Source organism: Microbacterium bovistercoris (assembly GCF_003387575.1).
Lineage (GTDB): Bacteria > Actinomycetota > Actinomycetes > Actinomycetales > Microbacteriaceae > Microbacterium > Microbacterium bovistercoris.
Map to the genome: position 1 here is coordinate 12,467 of NZ_QUAB01000045.1, position 20,598 is coordinate 33,064.

22 protein-coding genes and 2 tRNA genes are annotated in these 20,598 nt (G+C 68.8%); 11 read left to right on the plus strand and 13 right to left on the minus strand.

The window, feature by feature from the left end; all coding sequences use genetic code 11:
• Positions 1-2 precede the first annotated feature (2 nt).
• The 4 genes from ettA to DY023_RS12490 form a co-directional block, all read right to left on the minus strand.
• Complete coding sequence (gene ettA, locus DY023_RS12475) at positions 3-1,682, minus strand: energy-dependent translational throttle protein EttA (RefSeq protein ID WP_116242670.1); 1,680 nt, start codon at positions 1,680-1,682, stop codon at positions 3-5.
• Positions 1,683-1,806: 124 nt separating this feature from the next.
• Entirely contained in the window at positions 1,807-2,310 is a 504-nt protein-coding gene (locus DY023_RS18285) for a DUF6993 domain-containing protein (protein ID WP_245958688.1), read from the minus strand.
• Positions 2,311-2,391: 81 nt separating this feature from the next.
• Positions 2,392-2,910 (minus strand): single-stranded DNA-binding protein, encoded by a 519-nt coding sequence (locus DY023_RS12485; protein WP_116242671.1) that lies wholly within the window; start codon positions 2,908-2,910, stop codon positions 2,392-2,394.
• 142 nt (positions 2,911-3,052) lie between these two features.
• A complete protein-coding gene (locus DY023_RS12490; RefSeq protein ID WP_116242808.1) occupies positions 3,053-3,679 on the minus strand; it encodes a LysE family transporter in 627 nt (208 codons plus the stop codon).
• Between the two features lie 135 nt (positions 3,680-3,814).
• Here DY023_RS12490 and DY023_RS12495 point away from each other — a divergent pair, with 135 nt between their 5' ends.
• A complete protein-coding gene (locus tag DY023_RS12495; RefSeq protein ID WP_116242672.1) occupies positions 3,815-4,246 on the plus strand; it encodes a CHRD domain-containing protein in 432 nt (143 codons plus the stop codon).
• A gap of 75 nt (positions 4,247-4,321) precedes the next feature.
• Positions 4,322-4,594 carry a hypothetical protein gene (locus DY023_RS12500; RefSeq protein WP_116242673.1) on the plus strand — a complete coding sequence of 91 codons (273 nt, stop codon included), beginning with the start codon at positions 4,322-4,324 and terminating at the stop codon, positions 4,592-4,594.
• A 4-nt stretch (positions 4,595-4,598) separates the two neighbouring features.
• On the opposite strand, the gene DY023_RS12505 is transcribed toward DY023_RS12500, so the two are convergent.
• A tRNA-Arg gene (locus DY023_RS12505) sits at positions 4,599-4,673 on the minus strand.
• A gap of 48 nt (positions 4,674-4,721) precedes the next feature.
• Between DY023_RS12505 and orn the strand changes: the two genes are divergently transcribed.
• From orn to DY023_RS12535, 6 genes are all read left to right on the plus strand, one after another.
• Positions 4,722-5,348, plus strand: coding sequence for an oligoribonuclease (gene orn / locus DY023_RS12510; protein WP_116242674.1), 627 nt, complete (start codon positions 4,722-4,724; stop codon positions 5,346-5,348).
• 36 nt (positions 5,349-5,384) lie between these two features.
• Positions 5,385-5,460 (plus strand) — tRNA-His (locus DY023_RS12515).
• Positions 5,461-5,633: 173 nt separating this feature from the next.
• The gene (locus DY023_RS12520; RefSeq protein WP_116242675.1) at positions 5,634-6,818 is read left to right on the plus strand and encodes a neutral zinc metallopeptidase; all 1,185 of its coding nucleotides are present in this window, start codon (positions 5,634-5,636) and stop codon (positions 6,816-6,818) included.
• 112 nt (positions 6,819-6,930) lie between these two features.
• A complete protein-coding gene (locus DY023_RS12525; protein ID WP_116242676.1) occupies positions 6,931-7,275 on the plus strand; it encodes a metallopeptidase family protein in 345 nt (114 codons plus the stop codon).
• Positions 7,272-7,568: an ATP-dependent Clp protease adapter ClpS gene (clpS, locus tag DY023_RS12530; protein WP_116242809.1), complete on the plus strand. Its 297-nt coding sequence runs from the start codon at positions 7,272-7,274 to the stop codon at positions 7,566-7,568. The genes DY023_RS12525 and clpS overlap by 4 nt, the downstream gene beginning before the upstream one ends.
• Entirely contained in the window at positions 7,565-8,062 is a 498-nt protein-coding gene (locus tag DY023_RS12535; RefSeq protein ID WP_116242677.1) for a DUF2017 family protein, read from the plus strand. Before clpS ends, DY023_RS12535 begins: the two co-directional genes overlap by 4 nt.
• Positions 8,063-8,069: 7 nt before the next feature.
• Here DY023_RS12535 and DY023_RS12540 read toward each other — a convergent pair whose 3' ends face one another.
• The 6 genes from DY023_RS12540 to gatC are packed head-to-tail and all read right to left on the minus strand — an operon-like array spanning position 8,070 to position 13,609.
• Positions 8,070-8,603: a nucleoside/nucleotide kinase family protein gene (locus DY023_RS12540; RefSeq protein WP_245958689.1), complete on the minus strand. Its 534-nt coding sequence runs from the start codon at positions 8,601-8,603 to the stop codon at positions 8,070-8,072.
• Positions 8,604-8,634: 31 nt separating this feature from the next.
• A complete protein-coding gene (locus tag DY023_RS12545) occupies positions 8,635-8,952 on the minus strand; it encodes a hypothetical protein (RefSeq protein WP_116242811.1) in 318 nt (105 codons plus the stop codon).
• A 39-nt stretch (positions 8,953-8,991) separates the two neighbouring features.
• Complete coding sequence (gene dinB, locus DY023_RS12550; protein ID WP_116242678.1) at positions 8,992-10,245, minus strand: DNA polymerase IV; 1,254 nt, start codon at positions 10,243-10,245, stop codon at positions 8,992-8,994.
• Positions 10,246-10,287: 42 nt separating this feature from the next.
• Positions 10,288-11,799 carry an Asp-tRNA(Asn)/Glu-tRNA(Gln) amidotransferase subunit GatB gene (gene gatB / locus DY023_RS12555; RefSeq protein ID WP_116242679.1) on the minus strand — a complete coding sequence of 504 codons (1,512 nt, stop codon included), beginning with the start codon at positions 11,797-11,799 and terminating at the stop codon, positions 10,288-10,290.
• The gene (gene gatA / locus DY023_RS12560; RefSeq protein ID WP_116242680.1) at positions 11,799-13,313 is read right to left on the minus strand and encodes an Asp-tRNA(Asn)/Glu-tRNA(Gln) amidotransferase subunit GatA; all 1,515 of its coding nucleotides are present in this window, start codon (positions 13,311-13,313) and stop codon (positions 11,799-11,801) included. The genes gatB and gatA overlap by 1 nt, the downstream gene beginning before the upstream one ends.
• Complete coding sequence (gene gatC / locus DY023_RS12565) at positions 13,310-13,609, minus strand: Asp-tRNA(Asn)/Glu-tRNA(Gln) amidotransferase subunit GatC (protein ID WP_116242681.1); 300 nt, start codon at positions 13,607-13,609, stop codon at positions 13,310-13,312. The genes gatA and gatC overlap by 4 nt, the downstream gene beginning before the upstream one ends.
• A 78-nt stretch (positions 13,610-13,687) precedes the next feature.
• Here gatC and DY023_RS12570 point away from each other — a divergent pair, with 78 nt between their 5' ends.
• The 3 genes from DY023_RS12570 to DY023_RS12580 all read left to right on the plus strand — a co-directional run bounded on the left by DY023_RS12570 (position 13,688) and on the right by DY023_RS12580 (position 17,630).
• Complete coding sequence (locus DY023_RS12570; protein ID WP_116242682.1) at positions 13,688-15,388, plus strand: long-chain-fatty-acid--CoA ligase; 1,701 nt, start codon at positions 13,688-13,690, stop codon at positions 15,386-15,388.
• A gap of 49 nt (positions 15,389-15,437) precedes the next feature.
• Positions 15,438-17,261 (plus strand): DEAD/DEAH box helicase, encoded by a 1,824-nt coding sequence (locus DY023_RS12575; RefSeq protein WP_116242683.1) that lies wholly within the window; start codon positions 15,438-15,440, stop codon positions 17,259-17,261.
• Between the two features lie 93 nt (positions 17,262-17,354).
• Positions 17,355-17,630, plus strand: coding sequence for an acylphosphatase (locus DY023_RS12580; protein ID WP_116242684.1), 276 nt, complete (start codon positions 17,355-17,357; stop codon positions 17,628-17,630).
• Positions 17,631-17,679: 49 nt separating this feature from the next.
• On the opposite strand, the gene DY023_RS12585 is transcribed toward DY023_RS12580, so the two are convergent.
• Positions 17,680-18,210, minus strand: coding sequence for a P-loop nucleotide/nucleoside kinase family protein (locus DY023_RS12585; RefSeq protein WP_116242685.1), 531 nt, complete (start codon positions 18,208-18,210; stop codon positions 17,680-17,682).
• On the minus strand, positions 18,203-20,572 hold the full coding sequence (ligA, locus tag DY023_RS12590; protein WP_116242686.1) for an NAD-dependent DNA ligase LigA: 2,370 nt from the start codon (positions 20,570-20,572) through the stop codon (positions 18,203-18,205). The genes DY023_RS12585 and ligA overlap by 8 nt, the downstream gene beginning before the upstream one ends.
• Between the last annotated feature and the right edge of the window lie 26 nt (positions 20,573-20,598).

The window sequence follows — 20,598 nt, forward strand, 5'->3', positions numbered from 1 at the left end:
GCCTAGTCGCGGTGCAGCTTGCGGTGCGTGGTGCGGTGCGGGCGCGCCGCCTCCGGGCCCATGCGCTCGATCTTGTTCGCCTCGTAGGACTCGAAGTTGCCCTCGAACCAGTGCCACTGGGCGGGGTTCTCGTCGGTGCCCTCGTACGCGAGGATGTGGGTCGCGATGCGATCCAGGAACCAGCGGTCGTGGGTGATGACCACGGCGCAGCCGGGGAACTCGAGCAGGGCGTTCTCGAGCGAGCTCAGGGTCTCGACGTCGAGGTCGTTGGTCGGCTCGTCGAGGAGCAGCAGGTTGCCGCCCTCCTTCAGGGTCAGGGCGAGGTTCAGGCGGTTGCGCTCACCACCGGAGAGCACACCGGCCTTCTTCTGCTGGTCCGGGCCCTTGAAGCCGAACTTCGACACATAGGCGCGCGACGGGATCTCGATCTTGCCGACCGTGATGTAGTCGAGGCCGTCCGAGACGACCTCCCACAGGGTCTTGTTCGGGTCGATGCTCGCACGGGACTGGTCGACGTAGCTGATCTTGACCGTCTCGCCGATCTTCAGGTCACCGCCGTCGAGGGGCTCGAGGCCGACGATCGTCTTGAACAGGGTGGTCTTTCCGACACCGTTCGGACCGATCACGCCGACGATGCCGTTCGGCGGCAGGCTGAAGCTCAGTCCGTCGATGAGCGTGCGGTCGCCGAAGCCCTTCTGCAGGTTCTTCGCTTCGATCACGACGTTGCCCAGGCGGGGACCCGCCGGGATCTGGATCTCCTCGAAGTCGAGCTTCCGCGTGCGCTCCGCCTCCGCGGCCATCTCCTCGTACCGGGCCAGACGGGCCTTCGACTTGGTCTGGCGACCCTTGGCGCTGGAGCGCACCCACTCGAGCTCGTCCTTCAGACGCTTGGCGAGCTTGGCGTCCTTCTTGCCCTGGATGTCGAGGCGCTCGGCCTTCTTCTCCAGGTAGGTCGAGTAGTTGCCCTCGTAGCCGATCAGCCGGCCGCGGTCGACCTCCGCGATCCATTCCGCGACGTGGTCGAGGAAGTACCGGTCGTGGGTGATCGCGATGACGGCGCCCTTGTACGACTGCAGGTGCTGCTCCAGCCAGAGCACGCTCTCCGCGTCGAGGTGGTTGGTGGGCTCGTCGAGCAGCAGCAGGTCGGGCTTCTGCAGCAGCAGCTTCGCCAGCGCGACGCGACGCTTCTCGCCACCGGAGAGCGGTGCGATCTCGGCGTCTCCCGGAGGGGTGCGGAGAGCGTCCATCGCCTGCTCGAGCTGCGAGTCGAGGTCCCAGCCGTCGGCGGCGTCGATCTCCTCCTGCAGCGTGCCCATCTCGGCGAGCAGTGCGTCGAAGTCCGCATCGGGGTCCGCCATCAGCGCGGAGATCTCGTTGAAGCGGTCGACCTTCGCCTTGATGGCGATCCCGTCCTGGATGTTCTCCAGCACGGTCTTGGACTCGTCGAGCTCGGGCTCCTGCATGAGAATGCCGACCGAGAAGCCCGGGGTCAGCTTGGCCTCGCCGTTGGACGGCGTGTCCAGGCCGGCCATGATCTTCAGGATCGTCGACTTTCCGGCGCCGTTCGGGCCGACCATGCCGATCTTCGCGCCCGGCAGGAACGCCATCGTCACGTCATCGAGGATTAGCTTGTCGCCCACGGCCTTTCGTGCGCGGACCATGGAGTAGATGTACTCGGCCACGGAGGAGCCCCTTACTTTCGGCGGGTGTGCATGTGGGGTGCGCGTCTGCGGTGCCGACGCACACCGACACACCAGCCTACCGGCCTTCGTCGCCGCGCACGCTCGCCCACGGGGCCGCGCCTGCTCACCAGTCGATGGGCCTCGTCGTGCCGACCAGGCAGCGTCCCTCGGCCAGCTGAGGCAGCACTGCGGTGACGGGGTCGCCCGTGGACGGCCCGACCTGACCGACAAGGCACTCCGCATCGCCCCACGCCACCGAGAACTGCAGGCTCTCGACGGGGTTGCCGACGGTCGTCTCGTCCTCGGTGACCTGCATCCGCTCGCGGGGGAATCCCGCGGCGACGAGCGCATCGATGTACGCGCGCCCTTCGGCCCGCTTCGACGAGGACCAGACACGTGCGGTGATCTCGCCGAACAACGGCAGATTGTCGGCAGCCGTGCCGTCGACGTGCAGTTCGGGAGACGTGGCCGTCGGCTGCGGGGACGGCACGGTCTGAGACGGGGCGGTCGGCGGCGTCTTCGGCTCCGGCGAGGGCGTCGGGGTGCAGGCCGTCATCACGAGCAGCCCTGCCAGCAGCACCATGACGGGAACAGCACGTCGCGGGAGGGCGGACAGTCCACGGAGCACCCTCCGATTCTAGGAGGGGGCGCCTCCGGGTTCGGGTCCCGGAGGCGCCCGGCCTCGTCCACGGGAGCGTGAAGGCGCAGATCACGTCGGAAGGAGTTCGGCGTACGACGCCGTCGTCTCCTCGGTCGGCTGCTCGCTCGGGTCCTCGGCCGGCACCGACCACGCGTCCGCCGCAGCACCGGGATCCGGTGCGTCCTCGTCGGACGGCGGCGCGAGGCGCTCTGCAGGATCGGGCGCCTGCGCACGGTGCGGCTTCACGAACGCGCTGGCTCCGTGCCGCAGGTTGTGGCCGATCGCATCCGCCTCGATCTCGACTGACGTGCCGGACTTGCCGTTGGCCTCCCACTTGCGCACTTTGAGCCGCCCGGTGACGATCACAGGATCTCCGCTGTGCAGCGAGGATCGCACGTTCTCGGCGAGCTGGCGGAACGCCGAGACGTCGTACCAGTTGGTCTCCCCATCCACCCAGGCGCCCGTGCTCCTGTCGAGCCATCGATGCGGGGACGCGAGACGGAACCTGATCACGGCGTCGCCTCGGCCCGTCGTGTTGCGCAGCGGATCGCTGGCCACGTTGCCCAGGATCGTCACTGTGTCGGACATGTCGTTCTCCTTCGTGAGCCCGGGTCGATGCCCGGATCGCACCAGCGTGCACCTCGGCGATCCGCGCCAGATGCCGGGAAACCCGTGACTGTGCAGAGTCCGCCGGATCCGCCGGATGTGCAGGACGAGTGGCAGCCGACCTTCAGTGCACGAACAGGAGCAGTGCCGCGACACCGATGAAGAGCGCGCCGAACACGAGGTTCAGCACGCGCTGGCCCCGCAGACTCGCGGTGAACCGCCGGAAGGATTTCGCCGCGGCGGCGAAGAAGAACCACATCACGAGGACGTCGACGACGATGACCGTGGCGATCAGGAGCAGATACTGAGGCAGCGGATCCTGATCGAGGCGGATGAACTGCGGGACGAACGCGATGAAGAACACGATCGCCTTCGGATTCAGCAGGTTCACCCAGAAGCCGCGGCGGAACATCGACCACCCGCCCTCGCGGGACACCGGCGCGACGATGCCGTCCTCCCCCGCCTGCGGCTTGGTGAGCATCAGCCTGACCCCGAGGAACACGAGATAGGCGGCACCGAGATAGCGGATCGTCTCGAAGAGCAGCGGCGACTTCGCGACCAGCAGTCCGACACCGGCCGCGACGATCACGACGTGCACGATCAGCGCAGCCTGCTGCCCGGCGACGCCCCAGAGTGAACGGCGCCAGCCCTGGTTCAGCGCGTTGGTCATGGTGTTGATCGCTCCGGCACCCGGCGTGAAGCTGATCACGACGCAGGCGACCAGGAGCGAGAGCCAGGTCGTCCACGTCACCAGCACAGTGTATGGACCGCCGGAGCCCCGCGCACGTCGACGAGATCTGAACCTTCGGGTCCTCCGCATCGTTGCTCCGAGAGAGGCCGTGCTGCGCCGTGCATCGCGGTCCGTCCACGACGAAGTGAGGAAGTCATGAAGAACGTCACACGAGCCGTCGCAGCAGCCGGTCTGGCGCTGCTCAGCATCGGCGGCGGTGCAGCCGTGGCCAATGCCGCACCGGCGATCCCCCTCAACAACGGGCAGGAGGTCACCGGCGCGGAGGGCGGCGCCCACGGCAAGTTCACCTACGTGATCGACGGGGACCGGTTCTGCTACTCGCTCGACGTGACCGGCCTGTCGGCGCCTGCGACAGCCGCGCACGTTCACATCGGAGAGCAGGGCGTCGCGGGTCCGGTGCGCATCCCGCTGGGGGTGCCGAGCACCACCTCGTTCGAGGTCGCCGCGTGCACCGTGGTGTCCGACCCGACGATCCTGGAGGGCATCCAGGACAGCCCGCGCGGCTGGTACGTCAACGTCCACACCAGCACCTACCCGGGTGGGGAGGTGCGAGGCCAGCTCAAGTAGCGGATGCCGGGTGCGGGGCTCCGGAGGCGATGTCGGTGGCCGTCTCTATCTTCGAATCCGAGAGGAGACGACATCATGATCACCGCAGAACACACCGGAACCCCCGCACTCGCGCTGCCCTGGACGGCCCCTGCGATCAGCCCGGGGCGCGAGACCCTTCAGCGGGCCGGAGACCGGCTCTGGCGCGTGATCGATGAGAAGGGCACCATTCGCGGCCATCTCCGCCTCGTCGCCGATCCGCTCGGCATCCGCTATCGCGCCGAGCGCCTGCGGGCCGGAACCGGCTCGTTCCTACTGGTCGGCGAGTTCTGGGATGCGGACGACGCCGTGGCCGCACTGCGCTTCTGAGTGGTGGTGCCCCCTGCAGGATTCGAACCTGCGACCAACGGATTAGAAAGCCGATGCTCTTCCTCTGAGCTAAGGAGGCGCGATCCCTCCAGATTACCGTGTCGGACTCCGTCGATAGGATCGAGTCATGGTTTCTGCGTCTGAGAACGACCGGCTCGTCTGGATCGACTGCGAGATGACCGGGCTCGACCTCGCGGTCGACGAGCTCGTCGAGATCGCCGTCGTCGTCACGGATTTCACCTTGAATCCCCTCGATGCCGGTTTCAGCATCGTCATCAGGCCCAGCGACGCCGCCCTCGACCACATGAGCGACTTCGTGACCGAGATGCACCGCGCCTCAGGCCTCATCGAGGAGATCCCGCACGGGGTCTCACTCTCCGAGGCCACGGCACAGACGCTCGCCTACATCCGCCGCTTCGTTCCCCAGGAGCGCAAGGCGCCTCTCGCCGGCAACACGATCGGCACCGACCGCATGTTCCTGGCGAAGTACATGCCCGAGCTCGACCAGTACCTGCACTACCGCAACGTCGACGTGTCGAGCATCAAAGAACTGTCCCGCCGCTGGTATCCCCGGGTGTTCTTCAACGCCCCCGCGAAAGACGGCGGACACCGCGCCCTGGCCGACATCCTGGAGTCCATCCGCGAGCTGCAGTACTACCGCGAAGCCGTGTTCGTGGACGAGCCAGGACCCTCCACCGACGAGGCGCGCGCCATCTCCGAGAGCACCGTGTCAAAGTTCACCCCAAACATGTAATACACTTGAGCGGTTGCCTGCTTCGGCCGGCACATGGTGGCTATAGCTCAGTTGGTAGAGCACCGCGTTGTGGTCGCGGGGGTCGCGGGTTCAAGTCCCGTTAGCCACCCCAATCAGGAGCGGGATGCGAGAGCATCCCGCTCCTTTCTCGTTCGCACTCTCCCCTGCGACACGTCGACCGCATCGACACGCCGGGCCTCCGCCTCCTGCGACGTGTCGGCCGATAGGTTCGGACTCGTGCGCGCGACAACAGCGTCGCGCCGTCTTCACATGGGAGAACACAGCATGTTCAAGAAGTCGACCTCCTGCGCCCTCGCCGCAGGGATCGCCATCACTCTCGGTCTGAGCCTCGCGCCTGCGGCGATGGCGGATACAGCCGCCGGTCCGACGCCTGCGGCCGTCTCCGGCGCGTCCCAGCTCGACGCGCTTCGCGCCGAACTGCCCGCGGACTGGGCCGCACGCGTCGCCGACGCCCGCGCGCGCTTCGGCCTGGATGCCACGACCTGGGCGGACCAGACACGCAGCGTCATCGACGGCAGCGACTACCAGTGCGCATCGACGCCCGTGAACGCCTGGCTCACCGCCCAGCTGGCGGGGGTCGACCGGCCCACCATGCGGGCGATCGACGAGCTGGCCGGCTTCGACCTCGCGACCTACGACGCGCTCATCTTCGGCGCGCAGGACAAGCGGAACACCTTCGGCTACGACGGCTCCTACACGAACGACCTCAACCGCACGATGGACGGCATGAAGAAGTTCTGGGACTTCGACGGCTCCGACATCCAGTTGATCCCGATGCACGGTGACACCTACCGCTCGATCGACCGCATGGTGCGTGTCTACACCGCCGTCTACGGTCTCGACGCCGGCACGGCGCGTGAGATCGCCGAGTACGTCCAGTCGCTGATCCTGAGCCAGCCCGGCCTGCGCCAGGGCGACAACCCGTACTTCACCTTCAACGCCTTCGCCTTCGACCCGGCCCCCGAGGACGTCGAGCAGTTCCCCGGCCTGACCAAGCGCATCATCATGGGCGACGGCGTCATGGCCGGTCTGCGCGGCATCGGCCTGCAGGACAAGGCCGCTCCGCTGGGCGTGCTCGCGCACGAGTACGGTCACCAGGTGCAGTACGCGAACAACCTGTTCGAGTCGCCGCTCACCGGGCCCGAGGCGACCCGCCGCACCGAGCTGATGGCTGACGCCTATGGCACGTATTACCTCGTCCACGCGCGCGGCGGCGCCCTGAACGCCGCCCGCACGCTCGACGTGCAGGCGTCGTTCTACAACGTGGGCGACTGCGCCTTCACGAACGACGGACACCACGGCACTCCGAACCAGCGCCTGAAGAGCGCCACGTTCGGTGCCTCCGTGGTCGAGGCTGCGAGCAACCAGGGCCACAAGCTCGGCGCCCTGGCCTTCGATGCGAAGTTCGAGGCCGTGCTCCCCGAGATCGTGGCACCTGACGCACACTGAGCCGCACGCGGAGTGGGCCGGGCTCTTCACAGGGCACGGCCCACGCTGCATCTCCTCGAGACCGGCAGGCGGGCGCCTGCCGCCGCCGGAGTCCTCTCCTAAGCTTGTCGTGATGGAGATGGATGCCACTGCCTTCGAGGAACTCGTCGTGGACGAGCTCGACCGGCTGCCCGATGAGATGGTCGAGGGTCTCGACAACGTGGTCTTCGTCGTCGAGGACGCACCCGAGGACGGCGAGGATCTGTTCGGCCTGTACGACGGCCTCGCGCTCACCGAGCGCGGCCAGTACGGCCTGGGCGAGCTCCCGGACCGCATCATCGTCTATCGCACCGCGCACCTGGCAGCATGCGAGACGGAAGAGGACCTGCGCGACGAGGTGCACACCACGCTGGTGCATGAGATCGCACACTTCTACGGCATCGACGACGAGCAGTTGCACGAACTGGGGTGGGCATGAGCACTCCCGTCGCACTGCCCGATCTCGACATCGAGGAAGAGCTCGCGGCCGCTCCACTCGAGCCGTGGGAGCTCGTGGTGTGGGACGACCCCGTCAACCTGATGAGCTATGTCGTCCGCGTGTTCCGGCGATACTTCGGCTACTCCGATGAGCGTGCCACGGCTCTGATGCTCGCCGTGCACCATGAGGGTCATGCCGTCGTGGCGACGGGACCGCGCGAGACCATGGAGATCCACGCGCAGGCCATGCACGACTTCGGCCTGTGGGCGACGGTCAGGAAGGCCTTCTCGTGAGCGCCCGCACGATCGTGCTGCCACTGGCGCAGATCGAGGGCCAGCACCTGATCGCTCTTCTCGACGAGTTCCTGCTGCTCGTGGATGCACCGGAGCGGGATGAGGATGCCGCGCTGCAGCGCCTCACCCCGACCGCCTACCCCGACGACGACGAGGCTTCGCAGGAGTATGCGATGCTCACGCGTGGCGATCTGCTGGATCGGCGCAGCCAGGACGCCGCGCTCGTCCGCGCCGACCTCGCCGTGTTCGAGCGTGAGGACGGCCTCACCCGGCGCGACGCGATGCGCCCGCGCGACGCCGTGATCGCCGGCGACCACCTCGACGCCTGGCTGCGAACACTCACCGCGCTGCGGCTGGTGCTGGCCACACGGATCGGCATCACGAGCGCCGACGCGCACGATCCCGATGACGAGCGCTTCGGGGTCTACGACTGGCTGGGGTACCGCCTGGAGGGGCTGATCCAGGCAGCCGACGAACGCGACGCCCGGTTCTGAGTCGTCGTCAGGGCACCGTCACGACGACCGACGCCAGGGACACCGGATCGTGCGCGCGGATGTGCGCCTCCTCCTGCGCGGCCCACCGCTCCCAGTGCGGCCGGAACGCGTCACCGTCGCGCTCCAGCGCCCGGCGCCTCCTGCTCTGGGCGGGCCCATCCACCCACACGCATACATCGGCGATCTCGGCCGAGGCCGGGGTCAGCGCACCGCAGCCCTCGACGATGAGACCGGAAGCCGGATCGACCACGTGGGCCTCGGCCTCGACGCCGCTCTCCCAGTCCCAGCGGCGCCAGGTGCCGACCTCGCGCCGGGAATGCGGGGCGAGCACGTTCTGCAGCGCGAGCCGTCCGCCTTCGGCGAGGCCGTCCCAACCGGGATAGATCGAATCCAGAGCGACCAATTGCACGGGATTCTCCTGCGGCCAGCTCTCGGCCAGCCGCCGTGCGATCGTGGACTTCCCCGCCCCGCTGCGTCCGTCTATCACCACCACGGGTGTCGTCGAGTCGACCGCGCACACCGCCGCGACGATGTCGTGCACGGCCGCGTCAAGGCATTCCCCGAACGGATCGCTACTTCTTGAGAGCACGGATGATGCGGGTCAGTGCGCGGCCCGCCACCCACACGAACGGGATGCCGACCGCGAGCAGGGTGATGAGGTTCGGCTCGAAGCGCAGTCCCTCTTCACGACGCACGTACACACCGAGCGGGATGGCCGTGCCGCCGCCGGAACCGCCCTCGAGGCCCTCGCCGCTGCCGCCGGCGAAACCGGTCATGGCCAGCGCGACCGGCGTGATGCTGACGCCCTCGACGTCGACGGGTTCGCCGTATGCGCTCTTGACGCCGAACGAGGCTGCCTGCTTACCGAGTTCCAGTGCGATGTTGGGCATGTCGTCCACGCTACTGGAACGGCGGCCCGCTGTCGCGGGTCATTCCCGCCCGAAGGAGCGGGGATGGGGGCCGTCACGGCCGTCACCGCGGCCGACGTGCCGAGCCCGGGTGATCATGCTGCTGCCGAACCGTGCGCGGGCGTCGTCCAGCGCGCCCTCCAGACGCCGGCGATCGGCATCATCGTCCCAGAGGGCGAAGCCCGCGGATCCCCTGCCCTGCAGCTTCTCGGCGCGGACTCCTAGCAGACGGATCGGATCTCGCCGCTCCACGGCGTCGAAGAGCGCCGCGGCGGTCTCGCCGATCCGCTGGCCCACGTCTGTCGGCTCGGGCAGCGACTGGGCACGCGTGATCGTCGAGAAGTCCGAGAAGCGCACCTTGATCGCGACGGTGCGCGCCTCCCACGATGCCGCACGCAGGCGAGCCCCGACACGATCGGCGAGCCGGAGCAGCTCGGCGCGAAGCACATCGGCGTCGACGATGTCGACGTCGAACGTCTCCTCGTGACCGATGCTCTTCTCCACGCGCTCGGTCTCGACCTCCCGGGCATCCTCTCCCCTGGCGAGCTGCCGGAGCCTGCTTCCGGCGGCCGGTCCGAGCGCCCGCTCCAGCATCCCCTGCGCCGCCTCGCGGACATCGCGGATCGTGTGGATGCCGCGGCGCTGCAGCGCCGCGGCGGCCTTCGGCCCGACGCCCCACATCGCCCCTGCCGGCCGGGGGTCGAGGAACTCCTGGGTGCGAGCACCCGGCACGATGAGCAGCCCGTCCGGCTTGGACAGCGTGGACGCCATCTTCGCCACGTGCTTGGTCGCGGCGACCCCGACGCTGCAGTTGATGCCGACCTCCTCGGCGACCCGGCGGCGGATCAGCACGGCGATCTCCCCCGGCGTCCCCCACAGGCGCCGCACTCCGCGCACGTCGAGGAAGGCCTCATCGATCGACAGCGGTTCCACCAGGGGCGTGAATGACTCGAAGATCGACATCACCTGCCCCGAGACCGCCTGGTAGCGGGCGAAGTCGGGCGCGACGATCCGTGCGCTCGGGCACAGCCGCAGCGCCTGCGACACCGGCATGGCCGAGCGCACACCGAACCGGCGCGCCTCATAGGAGGCGCTGGAGACGACGGAGCGCCCGTCCGGCGCGCCGATGATCAGCGGCAGTCCGCGCAGCGAGGGGTCGTCCAGCGTGGCCACGGACGCGTAGAAGGCATCCATGTCGACGTGCAGGATGCCGGTGCCGCTGTCGTCCGCCCCGGCGGGCGACACGATGCGTCCCGATCCGTCGCCGCGTCCCATGCATCCATTCTTCCGGATGCATGGGACATCGGCTTCCGACGGCTACTGCGCAGCGCGCTCCAGGATGAGTTCGCGCACACGGGCGGCGTCCGCCTGGCCCTTCATCGCCTTCATCACGGCGCCGATGATCGCGCCGGCGGCCTGCACCTTGCCGTCCTTGATCTTCGCCATCACGTCGGGCTGTGCGGCCAGAGCCTCGTCGATCGCGGCGATCAGCGCGCCGTCATCCGACACGACGGCCAGACCGCGCGCATCCACGACTTCCTGCGGCGTTCCCTCGCCGGCGATGACGCCCTCGAGCACCTGACGGGCGAGCTTGTCCGTCAGCGTGCCGGCATCGACCAGCTGCTGCAGCGCCGCGACGTTCTCGGGAGCGATCAGGTCGGTCGCCTCGCGCTCGGCGGCGTTCGCCAGGCGGGTGATCTCCCCCGTCCACCACTTGCGAGCCGCTGCCGGCGTGGCGCCGGCGGAGATCGTCGCCTCGACGACCTCGACCAGGCCGCTGTTGCGGACGTCCTGGAACTCGAGGTCGGTGAAGCCCCACTCGGCCTTCAGCCGGCGGCGGCGAGCGACGGGCTGCTCGGGAAGCGCGGCACGGAGCTCCTCCACGAGTTCGGCGGCGGGCTGCACGGGCAGCAGGTCCGGCTCCGGGAAGTACCGGTAGTCGTCGGCATCCGACTTCGGACGACCCGGCGAGGTGGTGCCGGTGTCCTCGTGCCAGTGGCGCGTCTCCTGGATGATGGTGCCGCCGTCGGCGAGGATCGCCGCCTGACGCTGGATCTCGTAGCGCACCGCGCGCTCGACCGACCGCATCGAGTTCACGTTCTTCGTCTCGGTGCGGGTGCCCAGTTTCTCCTGGCCCCGCGGCCGAAGCGAGACGTTCGCGTCGCAGCGCAGGTTGCCGCGCTCCAGCCGTGCCTCGGAGATGCCGAGGGCGCGGACGATGTCGCGGATCGCCGAGATGTACGCCTTGGCGTATTCCGGCGCACGGTGCTCGGCGCCGAAGATCGGCTTGGTGACGATCTCGACGAGCGGGACACCCGCCCGGTTGTAGTCGACGAGCGAGTACTCGGCGCCCTGGATGCGGCCGGTGGAGCCCATGTGCGTGAGCTTGCCGGCGTCCTCCTCCATGTGCGCGCGCTCGACGGGAATGGTCACAAGCGTGCCGTCTTCGAGCTCGACTTCGACCGAACCTTCGAAGGCGATCGGCTCGTCGTACTGCGAGATCTGGTAGTTCTTGCCCAGGTCCGGGTAGAAGTAGTTCTTGCGCGCGAATCGGCTGGACTCGGCGATCGAGCAGCCCAGCGCCAGACCGAGGCTGATCGACGAGCGCACTGCGGTGGCGTTGACCACCGGCAGCGAACCCGGCAGACCGAGATCGACCGGGGCGATGAGCGTGTTCGGTTCGGCGCCGTGGAACTCGTCGTTGGCCGGGTTCGGCGCATCCGAGAACATCTTCGTGCGCGTGTTCAGCTCGACGTGCACCTCGAAGCCGAGCACCGGCTCGAACAGCTCGAGAGCTTTGTCGTAGTCCATGAGCTTGACGGCGGCCATCAGCGGGTTCCTCCCAGCACGGGTGCCTTCTCCAGGAGAGGGGCGCCCCACGAATCAAGCAGCGCGGCCTCGAGGGCGGCGCCGACACGGTACAGACGAGCGTCCTCGTGAGCGGGTGCGAGGAACTGGATGCCGACAGGCAGTCCGTCTTCAGCGGCGAGGCCGGACGGGATCGAGATGCCGGGCACGCCGGCGAGGTTCGCCGGAATGGTCGTCAGGTCGTTCAGGTACATCTGCAGCGGGTCGTCGATCTTCTCGCCGAGCTTGAACGCCGTCGTCGGCGCCGAGGGCGTCGCGATGACGTCGACCTGCGAGAAAGCCTGGTCGAAGTCGCGCTGGATCAGCGTGCGAACCTTCTGTGCGCTGCCGTAGTAGGCGTCGTAGTAGCCCGCGGAGAGCGCGTAGGTGCCGAGGATGATGCGACGCTTGACCTCGGGACCGAATCCGGCCTCCCGCGTGGCGGACATGACGTCCTCGACGGTCGCGCCGCCCTCCGGCGTGACCCGAAGGCCGAAGCGCACCGAGTCGAACTTCGCCAGGTTGCTGGACGCCTCGGCGGGCAGGATCAGGTAGTACGCGGCGACGCCGTACTCGAAGTGCGGAGCCGAGATCTCGACGATCTCCGCACCCTGCGCCTCCATCAGCGCCAGCGACTCGCGGAAGGAGCCGGCGACGCCGGCCTGGAAGCCCGAGTCGGGAAGCTCTTTGATCACACCGACCTTGAGGCCCTTGAGCACGTCGCCGGTCGCACCCTCGCGGGCGGCCGCTGCGAAGGACGGCCACTCCTGCGGCAGCGAGGTGGAGTCCTTCGGGTCGTGTCCGCCGATCACGTCATGCAGCAGACCCGCGTCGAGCACCGTGCGGGTGACCGGGCCGACCTGGTCGAGGCTGGAGGCCAGCGCGATCGATCCGTAGCGGCTGACCCCGCCGTACGTGGGCTTGGTGCCGACGGTGCCGGTGACGTGCGCGGGCTGGCGGATCGAGCCGCCGGTGTCGGAGCCCAGGGCCAGCGGCGCCTCGAACGCCGCCACCGCTGCGGCCGACCCGCCTCCGGAGCCGCCGGGGATGCGGTCGAGGTCCCAGGGGTTGCGGGTGGGGCCGAACGCCGAGTGCTCCGTGGAGGAGCCCATCGCGAACTCGTCCATGTTGGTCTTGCCGAGAGGCACGAGGCCGGCCGCGCGCGAGCGCGCCACGACGGTCGCGTCGAAGGGCGACATGTACCCCTCGAGGATCTTCGATCCGCTGGTGGAGGGCATGTCGGTGGTGACCAGCACGTCCTTCACCGCCAGCGGAACGCCGGCGATCGGGCCGAGCTGTTCACCGGCCGCGCGACGCGCATCGATCTCGGCGGCGGCCGCGAGGGCGTTCTCGTTGACGTGCAGGAAGGCGTGCACGTCGCCGTCCACGGCGGCGATGCGGTCCAGGTGGGCCTGAGTGGCCTCGACGCTGGAGATCTCGCCGGCGGCGAGCTTCTCGCCCAGCTCCGCGGCGGAGAAACGGATGATGTCGCTCACTGCTCTTCTCCCAGGATCGCGGTCACACGGAAGCGGCCGTCTGCGGCATCCGGGGCGTTCTGCAGCACCTGCTCGTGCGTCAGCGTCTGCCCGACCTCGTCTGGTCGGAAGACGTTGCTCATCGCGATCGGGTGGCTGGTGGCGACGACGTCGGGGGTCGCCACCTCCGACACCTTCGCGATGTTGTCGACGATGGCATCGAGCTGACCTGTCAGCTGCGTCACCTCGTCATCGGAGAGCTGGATGCGCGCGAGCACGCCGAGATGGCGCACAAGATCAGGGGTGATTTCAGACACCCCCTCAGTCTACGAGACTGCTCCCGGCTCATTGAGCGGGCGACGGCGGGATGAAGCGCATCGGAATAGGGTGGTCAGGTGACGACGTTCGTACCCCCGCGCCCCTGGACCGCCAGCTATGCAGACGGTGTTCCCGAGGACCTCTCCCCCGTCTCCGGCTCGCTGATCGACATCGTGGCGGCATCCGCCCGCGATTACCCGGATGCCCCGGCGCTGCAGTTCTTCGGGCGCGAGACCAGCTATCGGCAGCTGCAGGAGCAGATCGACCGCGCGGCGGCGGGCCTGCGCGACCTCGGCGTCGGGGCGGGCGACCCGGTGGCGATCGTGCTGCCGAACTCGCCGCAGCACATCGTCGCGTTCTACGCGGTGCTGCGCCTGGGCGCGGTCGTCGTCGAACACAACCCGCTGTACACGCCGCGGGAGCTGCGCAAGCAGTTCGAGGATCACGGCGCCAAGCACGCGATCGTGTGGAACAAGGTCGTGAAGTCGGTGCAGGAGTTCCCCGCCGACCTCGCCGTGCAGAACCTCATCTCGGTGGACGTCGTGAACGGGATGCCGTTCGGCATGCGCCTGGCGCTGAAGCTGCCGGTCCAGAAGGCGCGCGAGTCCCGCGAGGCACTGACCGAGAAGGTCCGCGGCACCATCCCGTGGGAGCAGATGCTGAAGGCCGAGCCGATCCCGGCATCCCACCCGCGGCCGGCGACCGACGATCTGGCGATCATCCAGTACACCTCCGGCACCACCGGCACCCCGAAGGGTGCCGCACTGACGCACCGCAACCTGCTGGCCAACGCCGCGCAGGCGCAGGCGTGGGTGCCGCAGATCCAGCGCGGCAAGGGCTGTGTCGTCTACGCGGTGCTCCCGATGTTCCACGCCTACGGACTGACCCTCTGCCTGACCTTCGCGATGTCGATGGGCGCGCGCCTCGTGCTGTTCCCGAAGTTCGATCCCGACCTCGTGCTGGATGTCGCGAAGAAGCATCCCGCGACTTTCCTGCCGCTGGTGCCGCCGATCGCCGACCGTCTGCTCGCCGCGGCGAAGGAGAAGGGCGTGTCGCTGGCCGGTACCGAGGTCGCGATCTCGGGTGCCATGGCCCTACCGCACGAGCTGGTCGTGCCGTTCGAGGAGGCGACCGGTGGCTACCTGGTCGAGGGCTACGGCCTCAGCGAGTGCTCCCCCGTACTGATGGCGAACCCGGTGGCGGACAATCGCGTGCCCGGAACGGTCGGCCTGCCTCTGCCGGGCACCGAGTGCCGCGTCGTCGACCCCGACGAGCCTACGCGCGACGTGGAGCCGGGCACTCCCGGCGAGCTCATCGTGCGCGGCCCGCAGGTGTTCCAGGGCTACTACGGCAAGCCCGAGGAGACCGAGGCGGTCTTCACGGACGGCTGGTTCCGCACCGGCGACATCGTCACGATCGACGATGGCGGGTTCGTCCGCATCGTCGACCGCATCAAGGAGCTCATCATCACCGGCGGCTTCAACGTCGCGCCCACCGAGGTCGAGGGCGTGCTGCGCCAGCATCCGGACGTCCTGGACGCCGCTGTCATCGGCCTTCCCAGCAGCCACTCGGGCGAAGAGGTCGTCGCCGCGATCGTCGTCGACGCCGGCGCTGACATCGACGTGGAGGCCGTGCGCGATTTCGCGCGCGGCATCCTGACACCGTACAAGGTGCCTCGTCGGCTGTTCGTCGTCGACGAACTGCCTAAGTCGCTCATCGGCAAGGTGCTGCGCCGGCAGGTGAAGGAGCGGCTTCTGGAGCTCAACTCCGGCGACTGACGAGGCGTTCTCCCAGCGCTGAAGGGCCTCCGCGCTGTACGGTTGGGAAGTGACTTCCCCTGAGACTGCCGAGGCCTCCACGCCCGCCACCCCCGGATTCGACGAGATCGGCATCACCGGGCCGGTGCTGAAGGCCATCCACGACCTCGGCTACGAGACGCCGTCGCCGATCCAGGCGGCAACGATCCCGCTGCTGCTGCAGGGCCGTGACGTGCTCGGCACCGCGCAGACCGGCACGGGGAAGACCGCGGCGTTCGCGCTGCCCGTGCTCGAGAACCTCGACCTGTCGCAGAAGTCGCCGCAGGTGCTCGTGCTCGCACCGACCCGCGAGCTCGCCCTGCAGGTGTGCGAGGCGTTCGAGTCCTACTCGGCGCGGATGAAGGACGTCCGCGTGCTTCCCGTCTACGGCGGACAGGCCTACGGCGTGCAGCTGTCCGCGCTGCGCCGCGGCGTGCACATCGTCGTCGGCACGCCCGGTCGCATCATGGACCACCAGGCCAAGGGCACCCTCGATCTCTCCGAGCTGAAGTACCTCGTGCTCGACGAGGCGGACGAAATGCTGAAGATGGGCTTCGCCGAGGACGTCGAGCAGATCCTGGCGCAGACTCCCGAGGAGAAGCAGGTCGCCCTCTTCTCGGCGACCATGCCCGCGACCATCCGCCGCCTGGCACAGCAGTACCTGCGCGACCCCGAAGAGGTCGCGATCAAGGGCAAGACCACGACCAACCAGAACATCACCCAGCGGTACCTGGTGGTGTCCTACGCGCAGAAGGTCGACGCGCTCACACGCATCCTCGAGGTGGAGAACTTCGACGGGATGATCGTCTTCGTCCGCACGAAGAACGAGACCGAGACTCTCGCCGAGAAGCTGCGCGCCCGCGGCTACTCCGCCGCAGCCATCAACGGCGACGTGCCGCAGGCGCAGCGCGAGCGCTCCGTGAACCAGCTGAAGGACGGCAAGCTCGACATCCTCGTGGCGACGGATGTCGCCGCCCGCGGTCTCGACGTCGAGCGGATCAGCCACGTCGTCAACTTCGACATCCCGACCGACACCGAGTCCTACGTGCACCGCATCGGCCGCACCGGCCGCGCCGGTCGCTCCGGCGATGCGATCAGCTTCATCACCCCGCGTGAGCGCTACCTGCTCAAGCACATCGAGAAGGCGACGCGGCAGCAGCCCGCCCAGATGCAGCTGCCGACCCTCGAGGACGTCAACACGACCCGCCTCGCACGGTTCGACGACGCCATCACCGCGGCGCTCGAGGAGACCTCGCGCATCGAAGGATTCCGCGACATCATCGCGCACTACGTGCGCAATCACGACGTTCCCGAGGCGGATGTCGCCGCCGCCCTCGCCGTGGTCGCGCAGGGCGCCACTCCCCTGCTGCTCGACCCCGCGAACGATGAGCTCTCGCGCGCCGTCGAGCGCGACAACCGTCCGCCGCGCGAGCGTGGGGAGCGCGCTGAGCGCGGGGATCGCACGCCGCGCGAGCGTCGTGGGCGCGGGGACTACGCCGCGTACCGCATCGAGGTCGGCCGTCGTCAGCGCGTCGAGCCGCGCCAGATCGTCGGTGCGCTGGCGAACGAGGGCGGTCTCGGACGCGACGACTTCGGTGCCATCTCGATCAAGCCGGACTTCTCGATCGTCGAGCTCCCCGTGAACCTCGACCCGTCGGTTCTCGAGCGACTGCGCGACACCCGGATCTCCGGTCAGCTGATCGAGATCAAGCCCGACCGCGGGGTTCCGAACCGGCGCGCTCCGCGTGACGGCGGGTACAAGGGCAACCGCGACTCCCGCGGCGACCGGTATGACCGCGATTCGCGCAGCGACCGCGACTCCCGCCCTGCCCGCAAGCCGCGGCACAAGGGCTGACGCGCCCTCCGCACGCTGCGCTCGCTGTCGCCTGCCCGGCCACAGGGCCTGCTGCCTCTCGCGTGCCGGCCCGATTTCGGCCAGGCTGGCGGCATGAGATTCGTGCGGGTCATCGTCCGAGGTCGGGTTCAGGGCGTCGGCTTCCGCTGGTTCGCCAGGAGCATGGCACAGGAACACGACGTGTCGGGGTGGGTGCGCAATCGACCGGATGGGAGTGTCGAGGCCGAGCTGTGCGGCACCGCCGACGCGGTGGACGCGGTACTCGCCGCGCTGCGACGAGGACCGGCGGGAGCACACGTTCGCACAGTGGAGAGCGAGGACGCGACGGGCACGCCGTCGGCCGGTTTCGAGATCCGTCCCACGGACTGAGGGAGGCCCGCCCCGGCTCAGAGCTCCAGGTCGACGATGGTCGCGTGGGTCATCCGTCCTCGAGGAGCATGGTCTGTCGTATCAGGTTCGCGAGGTCGGCGATGTCGACGGGGCCGGACGTGTCGACGCGGAGAACGGGGAACTCCGTCATCGGGCGGGCAGCATCCGCCGCGGCCTCCCACTCCCCGATGCGCGCCAGATCGTCGTGCACGGCGTGCCGCGGGCGGGTCAGATAGCGCTCCCGCATCACCTCACGCGGCGCCTCGCACCAGACCTCGAGGCCGGCGGGCGATCCGGCGGCCTGCCATCCCCGATGGAACCAGACCTCGTCTCGTCGGGCGAGCCACACCGATTCGACGAGTACCGTGCCCTCCAGCATCCCGACGATCCGCCAAAGGACATCCGCTGCCAGCGCTCCGACGGCACGAGTCGGCAGCGGTGCATCGACGGCGTCGCCGAGCGCCTCCTTGATGGCATCCTTCGACACCAGTGGCACGTCGAGCGCGGCGGCGAGCGGGCGCGCGAGCGTCGTCTTGCCCGCGCCCGCCATGCCGTTCAGCACGATGAGCCGGTCAGGCATCCAGCGCCGCCGGGCCCTCGGTGACGAGAAGATGGAACTGCGCGGCGTCCAGGACTCGGATGCCGAGTTCCTCGGCCTTCGCGAGCTTGGAACCCGCGCCGGGTCCGGCGGCGACGAAGTCGGTCTTCTTCGAGACGGACGACGCGGCCTTGCCGCCCGCTCTGATGATCGCCTCCTGAGCGCCGTCACGGGTGTATCCGTCGAGCGATCCCGTCGCGACCACGGTCAGTCCCTCGAGCACGCCGCCCTCGGCGACCGCCGCACCGGGACCGGGATGACCGGGAGTCGACCACTGCACTCCGGCCTCGGCCCACTGCCGGACGATGTCCTGATGCCAGTCGACCTCGAACCAGCTCAGCAGCGAGTCGGCGATGATGCCGCCGACTCCCTCGACCGCGGCGAGCTCGTCACGACTGGCTGCCCGGATCGCGTCGAGCGAGCCGAACCACTGCGCGAGCGCACGGGCGGCCACCGGCCCCACATGCCGGATGTTCAGCGAGACCAGCAGCCGCCAGAGCTCCTTGGTCTTGGCCTTCTCGAGCTCGGCGATGAGCTTGATCGCCGCTTCGGAGGGCAGCACCTCACGGTAGTCCTTGCGGATACCTCGCCGTCGCCGCTCCGCGGCATCCAGTCCCTCGGCACCCGGCGGATACTGCGCCGGACCGAGCTTCTGGAACGGTGCGCGACGGACGAGTTCGCCCGTCGCGTCATCGGTCTTCGGTTCACCGGTCTCGGAATCGCGTACGACGACGGAGATCGGCACGAGGTCCTCCAGCACCAGCGTGAACAGCCCCGCCTCGGTGTCGAGCGGCGCGACCGCGGGCGGCTCGGCCTGCGTGAGTGCAGCCGCTGTGACCTCACCGAGCACCTCGATGTCGAGCGCGCCGCGCGAGCCGATGTGCTCGACGCGCCCGCGGACCTGCGCAGGGCACGAGCGGGTGTTCGGGCAGCGCAGGTCGATGTCGCCCTCCTTGGCCGGGGCGAGGATCGCCCCGCACTCCGGGCAGCCCTCCGGCATGACGAACTCGCGTTCGGTGCCGTCGCGCTTCTCGACCACCGGACCCAGCACCTCCGGAATCACGTCACCGGCCTTTCGCAGGACCACGGTGTCGCCGATCAGCACTCCTTTCGCCTTCACGACGTCCTTGTTGTGCAGGGTCGCCTGGCGCACGACGGAGCCCGCGACATGCGCGGGCGCCATCACGGCGAACGGCGTCGCCCGCCCGGTGCGACCCACAGAGACGACGATGTCGAGCAGTTTGGTCTGCACCTCCTCCGGCGGGTACTTGTAGGCGATCGCCCAGCGCGGAGCACGGCTGGTCTGCCCGAGCTCGGCGTGCAGTTCGAGCTCGTCCACCTTGACGACGATGCCGTCCAGCTCGTGCTCGATGTCGTGCCGGTGCTCGCCGAAGTACGCGACGAAGTCGGCCACCTCGTCGACAGAGTGGCAGACCTTGTAATGCGGGCTGGTCGGCAGTCCCCAGCCGGCAAGGAGCTCGTAGACCTCGCTCTGCGCGGCGACCGGCGGGTTCTCCCAGGCTCCGATTCCGTGCACGTACAGGGCGAGGGACTCGGTGCGCAGCAGACCCGCTTCGAGCTCCAGGCCCTCCTTCTTGTCGAGCTGCTGGCGCAGACCGCCGCTCGCGGCGTTGCGTGGGTTCGCGAACGACGGGAAGCGTCGGGCCGCGGCGGCCCGCGCCTTCTCCTCGTCGAACGGCTTCTTCGCGCCCGAGCGCGCCTCCCACCGAGCGAGCGCGTCGGCGTACGCGCGATCACGGAACGCCGCCTGCGCGGCGTTGAGCCGCTCGAACGCGGCGACGGGGATGAACACCTCACCGCGCACCTCGACGATCGACGGATGCCCGGTACCGCTCAGGCGCGGCGGGATGTCCGAGAGGCGGAGCGCGTTCTCGGTGACGATCTCGCCCACGCGCCCGTCGCCACGAGTCGCCGCCGAGGTCAGTACGCCGTTCTCATAGCGCAGGTTGATCGCGAGACCGTCGATCTTCAGTTCGGTGAGCCAGGCGACGTCACGGCCGGCTGATGCCTTGGTCTTGACCTCCCAGTCGCGCAGCTCGTCGAGCGAGAAGACGTTGTCGAGACTCAGCATCCGCTCGGCATGCTCGATCGTGTCGAGTCCGGTCGCCTCTGCGGCGCCGACCATCTGCGTGGGTGAATCCTGCCCCTGCAGCTCCGGATGCAGGCGCTCGAGCTCTTCGAGTCGCCGCATCCACCCGTCGTAGGTGGCGTCGTCGACGATCGACGTGTCACGACCGTAGTAGGCGTCCTTCGCATCGAGGATGCGGGTCGTCAGCTCTTCGGCCTCGTTGCGGGCGTCTTCCAGCGAGATGTTCTCCGGCACGGATCGAGTCTACGAGCGCCCGCCGA

Coding starts and splice junctions, on each gene's coding strand:
- DY023_RS12580 (WP_116242684.1), top strand. CDS start 17,355: ATGAGATTCGTGCGGGTCATCGTCCGAGGTCGGGTTCAGGGCGTCGGC.
- DY023_RS12485 (WP_116242671.1), bottom strand. CDS start 2,910: ATGTCCGACACAGTGACGATCCTGGGCAACGTGGCCAGCGATCCGCTG.
- DY023_RS12585 (WP_116242685.1), bottom strand. CDS start 18,210: ATGCCTGACCGGCTCATCGTGCTGAACGGCATGGCGGGCGCGGGCAAG.
- gatB (WP_116242679.1), bottom strand. CDS start 11,799: ATGGCCGCCGTCAAGCTCATGGACTACGACAAAGCTCTCGAGCTGTTC.
- clpS (WP_116242809.1), top strand. CDS start 7,272: ATGAGCACTCCCGTCGCACTGCCCGATCTCGACATCGAGGAAGAGCTC.
- DY023_RS12545 (WP_116242811.1), bottom strand. CDS start 8,952: ATGCCCAACATCGCACTGGAACTCGGTAAGCAGGCAGCCTCGTTCGGC.
- DY023_RS12495 (WP_116242672.1), top strand. CDS start 3,815: ATGAAGAACGTCACACGAGCCGTCGCAGCAGCCGGTCTGGCGCTGCTC.
- dinB (WP_116242678.1), bottom strand. CDS start 10,245: ATGGGACGCGGCGACGGATCGGGACGCATCGTGTCGCCCGCCGGGGCG.
- DY023_RS12500 (WP_116242673.1), top strand. CDS start 4,322: ATGATCACCGCAGAACACACCGGAACCCCCGCACTCGCGCTGCCCTGG.
- DY023_RS12520 (WP_116242675.1), top strand. CDS start 5,634: ATGTTCAAGAAGTCGACCTCCTGCGCCCTCGCCGCAGGGATCGCCATC.
- DY023_RS12525 (WP_116242676.1), top strand. CDS start 6,931: ATGGAGATGGATGCCACTGCCTTCGAGGAACTCGTCGTGGACGAGCTC.
- orn (WP_116242674.1), top strand. CDS start 4,722: ATGGTTTCTGCGTCTGAGAACGACCGGCTCGTCTGGATCGACTGCGAG.